We start from the raw sequence: 13811 nt of genomic DNA on the forward strand, positions 1-13811 counted from the left end.
CCTTTAATTACTCTCCTTTTTTGTGGGAAATAAAAAGTTATATAGCGGTAATCATGCTTGGTGCACTATAATTGATGGCGCAGGTGCTGCGCCCCTACTTGAGATTTGCTAACTGTATCTCATTCAAGTGCATACCGCTATGGGGTAGGTTATTCTACCCTAATCAACAATGTGCTAAAATCAAATTCCACTCATCTGCTGACAAAGGTTTTAACTCTATTTCCATAGCAAAACAATCACAAGCTGCGGCTATTAAAGCCTTAATTATTGTTTCTTGATTGATAGTTTGGGGAAGTTGAACAGGATGAAAAAACTCTTGATTAAATACCTTTGCAAACAAATCCGGATCTGGATTTAATCGCATAGAACCATGTTGAAGAACTGCGTCACCTTTCCGTAATTGAGCGCTACCAATCAGTTTAGAACCATCTGCTAAGACTAAATCCGCACCTGTGGCTGTTCCAAAACAATTAGGATTGTGAATATAACCGCGTCCAGCTTGACCATAGTACAATTCTATATTGAGCGATCGCCATCCTTGAATCAAAAACTCACAAATCTGTCCATACACATCCAAACGATTTCCCCTCAGTCCAGACGTGACCACAGAGTAAGTTAAATCACCCTGATGTAAAACAGCCCTACCACCTGTAGGACGACGCACCAAATCTAATTTCTCCCCTTTCCACGTCAAATTTTGCCAAAATTCAGGATATTGACGTTGATGATAACCTAAAGAAATTGCGGGTGGCGACCAAGTATAAAAACGCAAAGTTGGCGGATGTTGTCCCGACTCATGTTGTGCTAATAACCAGCGGTCTATAGCCATCTGAACATCACCAGCGGCAGCTAAAATGGGAATAAGTCGCCACACCTGCGAATCAGGCATTAAATATCACATCCCTCAACTAAAATTATCGAAACCTAAACTGCACCAAACTCGGATTGCAGATATTCATCATTATCATCAGCAATAGTCGCAACAATAGTAATGATGCGGGAAACTTCCCCTGGTGACAACTCCGCTAAAGTGCGTGTAGAAATCACCACCACCTGATGCTCAATAATGCCAAAGCGGGCTTCAAAGGTACTTACACAATTTAACTCTAAGAGATATCGTGTCAATCTGGCTTCATCTTGTACAGGTAACTTTAGCACCGCAGCCCAAACCGTGATCGTATCTTCATCAGTAATTCCCGTTAACTGCACAAATACTTCTACACTGCCATATTGGAATTTCCACAGATACTCACCCTCAGAACCATGACTAACCATTGCACTTTGATCTTGTGCCAGGGTATCAATTACATTTTCAATAACTTCCACATGATTTGGGGCTGTGGTTTCTTGAATAACTTCATCCAGTAACTCATTTGGAGTTGGGGTTTCTAGGTAGCTGGCCATACAGATTTTTCTCAGTAATATAGTCACTGCTTCAATCTACTATTATGCTACCAAAAATGCCAGCATCTCATCCACCTGTCTTCCCAACTAGAAATATCACTTGATTCTGGATTGACGTTAGCGAAGCGTACGCAGCGCAGCGAGTATTTTTCCGTCCTCAAGAACGGGGACTCATACCAAATTTTGTAAACTACTATGATATAGGCTAGACTTATGGTTGCACGGGTAAAACTTGATTAAGTTCTCAATTATTTTTTCCCGGTTTCAGGCGTTCACATCCAGAAACATTTAGATGTAAGTCACGTTCACCTTCATTGGGCTTTAACTTTAGGTAAAGATTTGTAAATTTATTATCTATTGTGTCTCATTAACCAGACTGATGCCCATTTTGTTTATGTTACATCATTAAATTTCTGCTGTCGGTTACATAAGCTACTAATTTTAGTTAAAATAGGTAAACCAAAGCAGTTTATTTTGGCGTAGCGCAAAAATTACTCGCTAGTTTAGCGTCACAAGATGTAAAAACAAGGAAAAAAGAACAATTTGCTTATTTTTAGCATCAAGGGATCTGGAACTGTGAGTTAAATCGTGAGTTACATAATGTACGAGCATTGATCAAAATTCAAATTGACAAATTGGGGTGCTATCTGCCACAAGGTTCTAGAATCTGACGTAAAAAATCCGAAAAACCCCCAAAAACTTTTTTGAGATTTTTCCGGATTAGCCCAAAAATCTGCGATTATTGTTACACTGATTTTAATAAGCACTATGAATATTAAGCTTGACCACAGCACCCCATGTCATTTAACTTCCTTCTTCACCCTACTCATCAAAGAAGGTATTTCCCCCAATCAAATCGTTTTGGGTATTGTTCAATTAGCCACCCAGACCCATGAATTAGATGGAATGATGGCATCAGCAGATTGTTTACGGTTGTTATTGGTACTGATGCCAGCAGAGACCTGTGCCAAAGGAGTTTCTGAGTATATATCATCTTTAGCCGCGGAAGGTATTACTACCTTAATTTTATTAGATGCTCTGAGCCTAGCTTGCTATGTTTGTGGACAATTAGATGAAGCTAACCTAGTTCACTTGACTTACAAAAGACTGCAAGCTGATGCCATCATCTCCCAAATGCTTCGTGATTAAAAGCTAAGTTGTTAATTTTTCATCATTTTTTCATAGTCTAACTATTTTCAAGTTAATTTCTACTTGTACATGGCAATTTTGTACTTGATAGTTCCATTTGTTCATGAGGCAATCGCTTGGCTTGATTAATATATAATTTTCTTGGCAACTGTTATGCAATGGCTGTTGGCTTTGGCTTGGCTATGATTTGCAATGTTGCAATATTTCTTGTGAGTTTGACAGCACCGCATCTATCATTTATCATTTGGGATGGAAGTCTCTAGTGGTGGGGTAATCCCTGCACCCATAACTTCTCAAGTTTTCCTTTAACCCTGTTGATATTCCATTAAAGCCGGAAACTAAAATGGTTATCTGCCAAAATGCCAAAATCTAAGATCATCAGCGGAACATTTCGGGAACTCTATATTTTGCCAGTGAAGCCAGCATTTGATTTGCCATTAGATTGATAATTTCACCTTTATTTCACCTGGGGTTGGCATCTTGTGAGATGAACAGTATCGAGCTAATCACAATGCTTACTTACTCTCCAAACCCAACCTTCAGAACCAACTTGCCAAAATCACCCCTATTGGCAACGGTGACGGACGCACTAGGTAACGTTCCTATTGTCCGATTAAATCGAATTTATCCAAGTTGTCAACAACATCATTTATATTTAAAATTAGAATCTTGTAATCCTGGTGGTAGTATTAAAGAAAAAAATGCGGCTTATCTGGTAAATGAAGCCGAAAAACAGGGTTTATTGCGAGCAGGTGGGACAATTATTGAATCTAGTTCTGGTAACTTTGGTATTGGGTTAGCAATTGTGGGCGCTACCAAGGGTTACAGGGTGATGATTGTGATTGATGCCAAAACCCCTGTCACCATGCGAAGAATGCTTAATGCCTACGGTGCAGAATTGGTAGAAGTGCCTTTAAGTGCTGCTGATGCTCAAGGTTCGATGCAGGTAGCAAGAATGACAAAAGCTCAGGAATTAGCAGCAAATATTCCTGGCGCTTGGTATCCTTGTCAACATAAAAATCCTATTAATACTGATGCCCATGAACTTTGGACGGCGCGAGAAATAGAAACTGCTTTTGGTGGTGCGCCGGATGCTATTGTTATTGGAGTTAGCACAGCCGGACAATTAGGTGGTATTAGTCGCTATTTTAAAAAGCATTATCCCCAAACTAGAATTATTGGTGTAGATGTGGCAGGATCAGCAATTTTTGGTACTCCCAGACACCCCTATAAGATGACTGGACTGGGTTTATCTTTCGTTCCCCCCAATTTTGACCCACAGGTGTTAGATGCGGCTTATAGCGTGGATGATGCTTTGGCGTTTTCTGTTTGTCATGCTTTGGCTAAACAGGAAGGTATGCTTTTAGGTGCTTCCACTGGTGCAATTGTGGCCGCAGCTTTAGCAGATACTCAAAGATCTACTCACCCTCAAACTATGTTACTACTTAATCCTGATCGGGGCGATCGCTATCTAGAAACAGTTTACAATGCTGATTGGTTAACAGCACAAGGAATTAACATTCTTCAAAATACCAATTTGATGGCAGCAATTGGGAATCTTCTACCTGTACCATTGGATATTGTCGGTAGGAGTCAAGTGTGATAGAGAGAATTTTTATCACGCAGAGGCGCAGAGGCGCAGAGAGTAAGAGTTTAAAGAGTGGATTTTTGCGCTTATTGCACACATAGGGTCATGATGATATGAAATTAAAAGAGACTCAATCTCAACCTGTTAGTTTAGGGAGTTTATGGCGGGAATTTTTGCCTTTGTCTCTCAGTGATGTGACTATGGCCTGTGGTGATCCGATGATGACCACTACATTAGCTCATCTTCCTGATGCTCAAAATAACTTAGCGGCTGTAGGTATTGCTAAATCTTTGGCAATATTTTTTGAAAGTCCGATTATTATGATTTTGCACGCTGCTAATGCTTTAGCTGGTTCTGAAGGTTCACGTAAGGCATTATGGCGGTTTACATTATTTGTCGGTGCAGGACTAACTTGTTTATTAAGTTTGTTAGGATTACCGATCATTTTTAACTTTGTCGGTGTGAGTCTATTGGGCATTCCATCAGCAATGTTAACTACAGTCAGTCGAGTATTATTACTAATGGGTGCTTGGCCATTTGCGATCGCCTGGCGGCGTTATTTTCAAGGGTTATTAATTTATCATGGTCAGTCTCGCGCTGTGGCAAAAGCCAGTATTTTCAGGTTATTTACATTAGCATTAGTCCTCACGGGTGGATTTTTCTTCCCCATATCTGGGGGTATACTTGCTGGACTTGCCCTCATCAGTGGAGTGGTTGTCGAAGCAATGGCTGTAACAGTTTTTGCTCGGCTTTCTGGTGCAACTATACCACCACAAATAGAACAACCTAATTTACCCCGCAACTTAGCACAGGTGTGGAAGTTCTATTTACCTTTAGCTAATTCTATGATGGTGGTTTGGGGCGGAAGAGCGATATTAATTAGCATTCTTGCCCGCGCTGAAGATGCGACAATTGCCATTGCGGCTTGGTCTGCGGCTTGGGGACTGGTTCTAGTAATTGCCAATTCTACCCGGATGGTACAGCAAATGGTGATTAAATATCGTCATCAAGTGAGCGATCGCCAACTCTTGACTTTTGCTATCAGTGTGGGTACTGCTTGTTCCAGTTTACTATTATTAATGAGTATAACACCAATAGGCGATCGCATTGTGCAAAGTTTTATTGGTAATGATCTCACCCTAGCTAACAGCATCAAACCTGTACTTTTAATCTGTGCAATTGTGCCATTATTTGTGGCTTTACAAAATGCAACTCAGGGGTTTTTAGTCAGTGAAAATCGCACAGGTCACGTCAATCTATCTACTTGGTTAGGAACAGGAACTTTATTAATAATTGCCACCTTTGCTATTAACAAGGGCATGAATGGGGCAATGGCCGCCGCTATTGCCATGATTACATCTATGTTAGTTGAAGTTACTTGTTTACTTTGGAGACGAGCGGCAAAATCACAGTAAATGTACTGCCCTTATTTACATGACTTTGTACTTCTAATTTACCTTTGTGAGTTTGGACAATAGCCAAAGTAATAGCTAAACCTAATCCCGAACCACCAGTATTGCGAGAACGATCTGCATTAACTCGATAAAAGCGCTCAAAGATGTGGGGAAGATCAGAATTAGAAATACCAACACCTGTATCTTTAATAGTAATTACACCTTGATGATCATTAGTCATCAGACTAATTTTTACTTCCCCAGATTCAGGAGTGTATTTAATGGCATTACCAACTAAATTCAACAACATTCGATAAATTTGACTTTCATTACCGTGAATATAAAAATCAGATTGATCAGGAATATGACTAGATAATAAAACTTGTGCATCCATAGCTATTGGCATTAATTCTTCTTCTACATCTGCAACTAAATCATTCAAACAAATTTGCTGTAACTTAGCTTCTTGTAATCCACTTCCTAATCTAGATAATAATAACAAATCCTGTGTTAATGTTACTAATCTTTTAATTTGTCTCTTCAATGCTTTTTGAGTTTCTGGGTTAATTGAATTTGTTTCGATAATTGTTTGTAAAGATGTAATAGGAGTTCTTAATTCATGTGCTGCGTCAGCCGTAAATTGTTGTAACTGTTGATATGATTTTTCAATTGGCTGCATAGCTAAACCTGCTAACCACCAACCCGCACCACCAATAATGATCATAGAAGAGGGAATACCCAATCCTAATAACCAATGTAAACTATTCATATAATCATTTAATCGTTGTACAGTGCGTCCAACTTGTAAATATCCCCATAATTGATTATTGTTGATTTTTAAGGGCATTAAATGTAAATGATATAGTTCACCATGACGATTTTTGATATCATAAGAATGATTGAGGTGAATATTAGCAGGAAATTCATCGGGATTATTACCAATAGCCGCAATAGCTTCTCCTGATACTGTTAAAAATCTGAGATAATATCCTTCTGCTAATAAATTCAGTAAATCTGATTCTGATTGAATGGGTAAACAAGATTGTTGTTTAAAACAAAGTCCTGGTAAAGATTTTTGAGTAGTAATAGATAATTCTCCAGGAATTTTTAACTCTGCTTTTAATTTATCCTCAAAAACCTTACCAAAAACTTCCAATTCTCGATCAACCGTGCGAGTAAAAGCTTGTATCATCACACTGTGAGCGATGCAACCACATAGTAATAAAGTTGATCCCATCACACCAGCATAGGTAATCGCTAATTTAAACCGAGAATGATTAAAGAGTGAATTATTAGGTATCCAACCTTGGATTTTACCTATCTTCTTCCTTTCTTCCTTCGTGTCCTTCGCTGCTTCGTGGTTCATTTAATTAATATTCTTATCTTTGCACTATCCACAAAAACGATAACCAAAACCTCGGATAGTTTCAATTGCTTTAGAAAAACCACATTCTGATAATTTGCGTCTTAATAATCTCACTTGTGCAGCAACAACATTACTCACAGTATCACTTTCAAAATCCCACAATCTAGCGCGAATTTGTTCATGAGTGAGTATTTGTTGAGGATGTTGCATGAAGTATTCTAAAAGTTGAAATTCTTTAGCCGTGAGGATAATTGGTGAAGAATTTTCCGCTGCTAAATTCACAACTGAAAAATTACTATAATCTAAAATTAAACTACCTACTTGTAACTGCGGTGGTTGAAAATTTGGTAATCTTCTTTGTAATGCTCTTACCCGCGCCAATAATTCTTCCATACCAAAGGGTTTAACAAGATAATCATCTGCACCTGCATCTAAACCCGTAACACGATCATTCATGCTATCTCTAGCTGTTAATAACATAATTGGTAACTGATTTTTTTGCGCTCTTAATCTTTTACACAATTCCAATCCTGACAACTTTGGTAACATCCAATCTAAAATCGCAATTTCATATCTTTGGGGTATTGTCTGCAAATAATCCCAAGCAGTCTCTCCATCTTCCACCCAATCTACTATATAATCGCGTTGAATAAGAGCATTATGAATACCACTTCCTAAATCATGTTCATCTTCAACTAATAATAACCGCATAATAATAATTATATGTAAGATTGCACAGAGGAATTATCATCTGCCCTTATCCGCGTTTATCTGCGTTTATCTGCGTTTAATTATTCTTAAATTCCTATTCTATGCAGTTTCATTTTAATTTAGTACAAGTAAAAATTAAAGGTGTTTTACGGAATATTTCTAGTTAGTTGTTGATTATACTGAAAACGGTTTATAGTTTAACCAAATATAGAACCCCTCTCCAAACCTCTCCCCGCAACGGGGAGAGGCTTTGAACTTGTTTTTTATATCATAGAAAAGTCCAGATTTTAGCCGTTTTGAGTATATTTATTGTCAGAAAATTTTTAGTCCCATTAAAAAACGTCTGGGAGTGTTGCCGTGTTTCCACCCCAGACGTTTTTTAAACTTGCTCCTCACACACAAATATAATTTATCACCCTTTTTTGGAAATGGCAAGTACCTTAGACAACAATTTTAGAAATTGCTTGGAACAGGGAACAGGGAATAGGGAATAGGGAATAGGGAATAGGGAATAGGGAATAAGGTTTTTACCAATGACCAATGACCCATTACCAATGACCAATGACCAATGACCCATTACCTAATGCAAAAAGTGGCGTACACCAGTGACAACCATTAATAATCCCAGTTCGTTAGCGGCTTTGATAGAATCCTTATCCTTGAGACTGCCTCCGGGTTGGACAATAGCGGTAATTCCGGCTGCGGCTGCGGCTTTGACGGTATCATCGAAGGGGAAGAAGCCGTCACTAGCGAGGAATGCGCCTTGGGCTTTTTCTCCGGCTTGTTCGAGAGCGATTTTTGTCGAACCGACACGGTTCATTTGTCCAGCACCGACACCTAAGGTTGTGCGATCGCTCGCAATAACGATAGCATTAGATTTAACGTGCTTGCAAACTTTCCAAGCAAATAGTAATTCTGCTAACTCCCTGGGAGTAGGTTGACGTTCAGTAACAACTTGCCATTGACGAGGATCAGCAATGATATCATCAGCAGATTGGACTAAAAACCCACCAGCTACAGCTTTCACCGTTTCCTTTGGTCCAGTCAGCAAATCTGGTAAAATTAAAACGCGGACATTGCCTTTTTTCGTTAAAATTTCCTGAGCTTCCTCGTCACAACCAGGAGCAACCACGCACTCTAAAAACGTCTTCGTTAATTCCGTCGCTGTCGCTGCATCAATAGGACGATTTAAAGCCACAATACCGCCAAAAGCCGAGATAGAATCAGCATTAAAGGCTTTTCGATAAGCGTCGAAAATCGTTTCTGCTTCCGCAGTTCCACAGGGATTAGTATGTTTGATAATTGTCGCCGCAGGACTGGTTGTAAATTCAGCAATTATCCGCCGTGCAGCTTCCAAATCTACCAAATTATTGTAACTGAGTTCCTTACCTTGCAGTTTTGTCGCTGCTGTCCAACCTGTAGCTTCACTTCCCGTTTGATACCATGCTGCGGGTTGGTGAGGATTTTCTCCATAACGCAAAGATTGGATTTGTGTACCAGAAATGGTAAATTCTTGTGCTTGTGTGCCAGCTAAATAGGCTGCTATGGCATGATCATAACTAGCAGTATGTAAAAATCCCTTTAAAGCGCATTTTTGGCGAAACTCTAAAGATGCCTCTCCATTTTGGCGTAATTCTTGCAAATACTCACCATATTGAGCAGGATCACATAATACCGTCAAATGGGCATAATTTTTGGAAGAAGCCCTTAACATAGCCGGGCCACCAATATCAATTTGTTCCACCGCGTTAGCTAAAGTCACACCTGGTTTAGCAATAGTTTCCGCAAAAGGATAAAGATTAACAACGACTAAATCAATAGGACGAATTTGATTATTTTCCAAATCTGTGACATCTTGCGCCACATCTCGCCGTGCTAAAATCCCCCCATGAATGCGAGGATGAAGAGTTTTCACCCGACCGCCTAAAATTTCCGGTGAACCCGTATAATCAGAAACCTTAGTAACTGGTATTCCCGCATCTTTCAGGGTTTTGGCTGTTCCCCCACTGCTGATGATATCAAAGCCAAATTCTTCAACCAAACTCCGGGCTAAATCAATTACACCAGTTTTATTAGATACACTCAGCAGGGCTAAACGCGCCATAATTCCCTAGATTCCTTTGGACTAAATTGCAAACAGAAGAACATTTTACCGAAAGGGTGTTAAAAGTTCATACCAAATTCAGATGAAACTGCATGGAATCAGATTTATAAAATAATTAAACGCAGATCAACGCGGATGAATGAATTTGATGATTCTGTGCCGCTTCATATAAAAATCATCTAAAATAATTAGGGCTTTAACCTCAGAAAACTGGATAATTCGGGCAGAATCCAAACAAAGTTATGATTAGTAGTGTATAGAAAACCGGACTTGTAATAGCTTCGGTCTCAATAGCAAAGGTTTAGAGATGTTTACTTCATCGGAAACTCCTATAATTGCAGCCATTGTGCTGATAGCGTCCGGCATTTTAGGCTGGGGCTTTTATCGTGCCAGACCTTTTGGTAAACTAGGCATCCTCGCCTGGTTACAATCAGTTGTCTTAATGACTCCCTGGCTTTTGTTCTTTGGATTATTTGCCGCTGGGATTTATATCAATATTGTTGGTATCTTGTTCCTGGTGGTAGCTTCCGCTGGATTGTATATTTTCCTGGGTAGAAAATTACGGGAAGCAGGTCAAGATGCTATTCTCAAGCAACGGGCAACAGAGCGACTTGCAGCCCAAGGTGATAAAGATAGTTCCGTTACGGTCCCAGAACTACAATTAGAACCAACGCCCATACCCGAAGCAGATTTAAGTCTGATTCGAGGCATTTTCGGCATTGACACATTTTTTGCCACAGAAACTATTCCCTACCAAGAAGGAGTGGTTTTTAAAGGCAACTTACGGGGAGAACCAGAAGCCGTTCATAACCGACTGACAAAAAGTTTACAGGAACGCTTAGAAGATAAATATCGCCTATTTTTGGTAGAAAATACTGACGGAAAACCTGTCATCATTATTCTCCCTAGCCGCACAGACCCTCAACGCGCCCAGTTAGCACAAAAAGCTTTTGCAGTGATTTTGTTTATTGCAACTATCGCTACTAGCTTGGAGGTGGGAGGTATATTACAGAATTTCGATTTATTTAGCAACCCTGAACGCTTTGCAGAGGCTTTACCTATTGCTTTGGGTTTATCGGTAATTTTGATCTCTCACGAAGTTGGACATTGGTTGTTAGCACGTCGTCACCAAGTCAAATTAAGTTGGCCGTTCTTTTTACCAGCGGTGCAAATTGGTTCTTTTGGGGCAATTACTAGATTTGAATCCCTTGTCCCTAGCCGTAATGCTTTATTTGATATTGCTTTGGCAGGACCGGCTTTTGGGGGGATTACTTCTTTGTTATTCCTGGTGATAGGGTTGCTACTTTCTCACCCAGGAAGTTTATTCCAATTACCCAATCAGTTTTTCCAAGGTTCGATTTTAGTCGGTAGTTTGGCACGGGTTGTCCTGGGTTCGGCTTTACATTCTCCGGTGGTGAATATTCATCCTTTAGTGGTTATTGGTTGGTTGGGATTAGTTATCACTGCGTTGAATTTAATGCCCGCTGGCCAATTGGACGGGGGGCGAATTGTCCAAGCAATTTATGGACGCAAAACCGCAGGGAGAACCACTTTTGCAACGATAATTTTACTGGCTATCGTATCATTAGGTAATCCCTTGGCGATGTATTGGGCAATTGTGATTTTGTTTTTACAACGGGATTTAGAACGCCCTAGTTTGAATGAAATTAGTGAACCAGATGATGCTAGGGCGGCTTTATGTCTTTTGGCGTTGTTTTTAATGATTGCTACTCTTTTACCTTTAACTCCGGCTTTGGCTGGGCGTTTGGGTATCGGTAGTTAGGAATTTTGGCGTTGCATAGAATTATGTTTCGCGCAAAGATGCAAAGGAGCAAAGGCGCAAAGTTTATGATTTTAAATTTTTCACTTTCATCCTTTAATTCTGCAACGCCAGATTTTCTTTACAAATTATCAATTTTTTAAGGTTTCCAGTTTGCTAATAGGTTGGGGTAATTGGTGGGTGTGGGGAAGATTTTTTGCCATGTTTGTTGGCGTTGTTGGGGGTTTTCTTGGCTCATGTTCCAGAGGGTTTCGTAGAAGAAGAAGGAAACGCCGGCAAATTTTCGCTCTCGCACTTTTTCTATTTGGGTTTTGATTTGTTCTATGAGAACTGTGCGATTTTTTAACCCACTTAAAATGCCAATGCTGACGGGAATATGGGTTTGGGCTTGTTTGACTTCGGGATATTCTAATTCGCTGATAAAGACGTTTAAATCATTGCGATAAATCTGTAAAACTAGGTCTTCGACTATTCCCATTCTTTCCCATTTTTGCCAATCTGCAAGGAAGTATTCGTAGGAAAACCGCTGCGGATTAGGAGCGACGGAAACGATACAATCTTTTTTATTTGCTTTAATTGCTGTAAATACTCGCTTCATGAAATCGGTGATTTTGTTGGCTCTCCAATTTACCCATTCTGGATCTTTGAAGTCTGCGGGGGGAAGTTTACCTTTGTGTTCTTTTTTGTATAATGCTGTGGTGTAGGCATCATATCCTAGTTCTGATGGTAAGCCGAAATGGTCATCAAATTGAATCCCATCAATGTCATAGTCTTTGACTATTTCTATAATTAGATCTTCAATAAATTCTTGCACTTCAGGACGAAAGGGATTTAACCAAACTCGGTTATGTATGCCTTCTTTGACTATTTTTGTACCATTTCTACGATTTGTTAACCAAGTAGGACGATTTTTTGCTAAAAGGGAATCAGCAGGTGCCATGAAGCCAAATTCAAACCAGGGAATTACTGTTAAATCTTGTTTATGTCCCTCGGTGACTATTTCTGTGAGCATATCTCGCTTTTGTAGTCCGGGGGTAGGGTCTACTGATTTACCAATGACTTTGGCGGCGACTTTGCTAGGATAGAGGGTGTATCCCCAATTCCAGACGGCGGGATAAACGGTGTTAAAGTTGAGTTGATGTAATGTTCGTAAACTTTGTTTTAGTCTGTTACTCTCAAATAAAACGTCACTATCAATATTTGTTAACCATACTCCCCGTAATTCTGTGGATTTGGGAATTTGAGCATTGAGGGGGAGTGATAGCATGATGGATGCAACCATACTCACGGCTATCATAACTGCTAAAAATCCCAGTTTTCTAGTTTGACGCTGCCATTTGATCACTATTTTCTCCATCGCTGATTCTGTGTTGATTCCTGGTTTATTTAATGCTGTGCAGTTGGGGGAGAAAAGCGTGGAATTAACCACCACCAACGATTGTGACTACTTCTAGGCGATCGCCATTTTTGATTTGAGTTTCTAACCAAAATTGACGATGTAAGATTTCACCGTTGTATTCTACTGCGATTAAGCGCAGATTAAAACCTAACTGTTGGAGTAATTCGGGTAAAGCAGTTGGGGATACACAGTTGCGGGGTTCTCCGTTGACTAGGAGATTAATTTGATTGGACATGGAGAAAAAATTTGAATTTAAGAGTTATAAAAATAATAATCTAGTCAGAATCAGGATGTCTAGGATGCAATAGGGATTTTATCACCAATTCTCAATTGTACATTATTGAAATCTCTTTCTAATATTTACTAATTGATATTGATGTAAGTAGGTTGGCGTTGAAAATTGTCGTTATGGCAAGGCAAAAGGCAAGAGGCAAGAGGCAAGAGTGAAGAGGGTTTGGGCGATTTTACGTTTCTTTACACAGTTTGGTTTTATTGTGTTCACCTACTTATTTCCTTCTGCGTAGTTGAGATTTTTTGGATATTCAATTATTTTTCGTTGTGCAACAGATATTTATTGGCATAGTTTAAATTCCGCTCATATTGCTGAATTTTTTGGACAGCAACAAGATAATGAGGATGATTTTTGGGAACAGTATTTGAGCCAACATCAACGAGTAAATAACCTTCAACAGCTTCATATATATTTTGTAGTAATTCTTCAAAAGTATCTCCCTGGGTAGCACAACCAGGAATAGCAGGAACTTTTGCCCAGTAACCTGTTTCTTCTTTGTGAATAATGACTTTTATTTTCATGGTTTGAAGGTGATGATCTAAACAATTATATATTACAGCAATTCTCGTTCTCATGATATACGATGGAGGGCGCAGGCCCTGCGCCCCTACGGGTTTTGTGATA

Annotated in this window: 12 protein-coding genes; 4 read left to right on the forward strand and 8 right to left on the reverse strand. The window is 39.5% G+C overall.

Features of this window, described 5'->3' with window-relative positions; translation table 11 throughout:
* Positions 1-163 precede the first annotated feature (163 nt).
* Positions 164-889: a lipoate--protein ligase family protein gene (locus PN471_RS14195; protein WP_271777405.1), complete on the reverse strand. Its 726-nt coding sequence runs from the start codon at positions 887-889 to the stop codon at positions 164-166.
* 35 nt (positions 890-924) lie between these two features.
* Complete coding sequence (locus PN471_RS14200; protein ID WP_271777406.1) at positions 925-1404, reverse strand: YbjN domain-containing protein; 480 nt, start codon at positions 1402-1404, stop codon at positions 925-927.
* A 768-nt stretch (positions 1405-2172) separates the two neighbouring features.
* On the opposite strand from PN471_RS14200, the gene PN471_RS14205 reads away from it, so the two are divergent.
* The 3 genes from PN471_RS14205 to PN471_RS14215 all read left to right on the forward strand — a co-directional run bounded on the left by PN471_RS14205 (position 2173) and on the right by PN471_RS14215 (position 5556).
* Positions 2173-2553, forward strand: a complete 381-nt coding sequence (locus tag PN471_RS14205; RefSeq protein ID WP_193890673.1) for a hypothetical protein — start codon at positions 2173-2175, stop codon at positions 2551-2553.
* A 511-nt stretch (positions 2554-3064) separates the two neighbouring features.
* Positions 3065-4156 (forward strand): cysteine synthase family protein, encoded by a 1092-nt coding sequence (locus tag PN471_RS14210; protein WP_271777407.1) that lies wholly within the window; start codon positions 3065-3067, stop codon positions 4154-4156.
* A gap of 98 nt (positions 4157-4254) precedes the next feature.
* Positions 4255-5556, forward strand: coding sequence for a hypothetical protein (locus tag PN471_RS14215; RefSeq protein WP_271777408.1), 1302 nt, complete (start codon positions 4255-4257; stop codon positions 5554-5556).
* On the opposite strand, the gene rppB is transcribed toward PN471_RS14215, so the two are convergent.
* From rppB to purH, 3 genes are all read right to left on the reverse strand, one after another.
* Positions 5516-6901, reverse strand: a complete 1386-nt coding sequence (gene rppB, locus PN471_RS14220; protein ID WP_271777409.1) for a two-component system sensor histidine kinase RppB — start codon at positions 6899-6901, stop codon at positions 5516-5518. The genes PN471_RS14215 and rppB overlap by 41 nt on opposite strands.
* Before the next feature lie 24 nt (positions 6902-6925).
* Positions 6926-7612 (reverse strand): two-component system response regulator RppA, encoded by a 687-nt coding sequence (gene rppA / locus PN471_RS14225; RefSeq protein WP_271777410.1) that lies wholly within the window; start codon positions 7610-7612, stop codon positions 6926-6928.
* Between the two features lie 580 nt (positions 7613-8192).
* On the reverse strand, positions 8193-9716 hold the full coding sequence (gene purH / locus PN471_RS14230; protein ID WP_271777411.1) for a bifunctional phosphoribosylaminoimidazolecarboxamide formyltransferase/IMP cyclohydrolase: 1524 nt from the start codon (positions 9714-9716) through the stop codon (positions 8193-8195).
* Between the two features lie 307 nt (positions 9717-10023).
* On the opposite strand from purH, the gene PN471_RS14235 reads away from it, so the two are divergent.
* Positions 10024-11499, forward strand: a complete 1476-nt coding sequence (locus PN471_RS14235; RefSeq protein ID WP_271777412.1) for a site-2 protease family protein — start codon at positions 10024-10026, stop codon at positions 11497-11499.
* Between the two features lie 136 nt (positions 11500-11635).
* Here the strand turns inward: PN471_RS14235 and PN471_RS14240 are convergent, their stop codons facing one another.
* The 3 genes from PN471_RS14240 to PN471_RS14250 form a co-directional block, all read right to left on the reverse strand.
* Positions 11636-12853 carry a glycoside hydrolase family 10 protein gene (locus tag PN471_RS14240; protein ID WP_271777427.1) on the reverse strand — a complete coding sequence of 406 codons (1218 nt, stop codon included), beginning with the start codon at positions 12851-12853 and terminating at the stop codon, positions 11636-11638.
* A 64-nt stretch (positions 12854-12917) separates the two neighbouring features.
* Complete coding sequence (thiS, locus tag PN471_RS14245; protein ID WP_193890687.1) at positions 12918-13130, reverse strand: sulfur carrier protein ThiS; 213 nt, start codon at positions 13128-13130, stop codon at positions 12918-12920.
* Positions 13131-13441: 311 nt separating this feature from the next.
* Positions 13442-13708, reverse strand: a complete 267-nt coding sequence (locus PN471_RS14250; protein WP_271777413.1) for a type II toxin-antitoxin system HicB family antitoxin — start codon at positions 13706-13708, stop codon at positions 13442-13444.
* Positions 13709-13811: the final 103 nt, after the last annotated feature.

The sequence above is a fragment of the Aphanizomenon sp. CS-733/32 genome (genome assembly GCF_028330045.1).
Lineage (GTDB): Bacteria > Cyanobacteriota > Cyanobacteriia > Cyanobacteriales > Nostocaceae > Dolichospermum > Dolichospermum gracile.

Excerpts from the sequence above, each read along its gene's own strand:
- purH (WP_271777411.1), bottom strand. The coding sequence starts at position 9,716 with ATGGCGCGTTTAGCCCTGCTGAGTGTATCTAATAAAACTGGTGTAATT.
- PN471_RS14240 (WP_271777427.1), bottom strand. The coding sequence starts at position 12,853 with ATGGAGAAAATAGTGATCAAATGGCAGCGTCAAACTAGAAAACTGGGA.
- PN471_RS14200 (WP_271777406.1), bottom strand. The coding sequence starts at position 1,404 with ATGGCCAGCTACCTAGAAACCCCAACTCCAAATGAGTTACTGGATGAA.
- thiS (WP_193890687.1), bottom strand. The coding sequence starts at position 13,130 with ATGTCCAATCAAATTAATCTCCTAGTCAACGGAGAACCCCGCAACTGT.
- PN471_RS14205 (WP_193890673.1), top strand. The coding sequence starts at position 2,173 with ATGAATATTAAGCTTGACCACAGCACCCCATGTCATTTAACTTCCTTC.
- PN471_RS14210 (WP_271777407.1), top strand. The coding sequence starts at position 3,065 with ATGCTTACTTACTCTCCAAACCCAACCTTCAGAACCAACTTGCCAAAA.
- rppA (WP_271777410.1), bottom strand. The coding sequence starts at position 7,612 with ATGCGGTTATTATTAGTTGAAGATGAACATGATTTAGGAAGTGGTATT.
- PN471_RS14195 (WP_271777405.1), bottom strand. The coding sequence starts at position 889 with ATGCCTGATTCGCAGGTGTGGCGACTTATTCCCATTTTAGCTGCCGCT.
- PN471_RS14215 (WP_271777408.1), top strand. The coding sequence starts at position 4,255 with ATGAAATTAAAAGAGACTCAATCTCAACCTGTTAGTTTAGGGAGTTTA.
- PN471_RS14235 (WP_271777412.1), top strand. The coding sequence starts at position 10,024 with ATGTTTACTTCATCGGAAACTCCTATAATTGCAGCCATTGTGCTGATA.
- rppB (WP_271777409.1), bottom strand. The coding sequence starts at position 6,901 with ATGAACCACGAAGCAGCGAAGGACACGAAGGAAGAAAGGAAGAAGATA.
- PN471_RS14250 (WP_271777413.1), bottom strand. The coding sequence starts at position 13,708 with ATGAAAATAAAAGTCATTATTCACAAAGAAGAAACAGGTTACTGGGCA.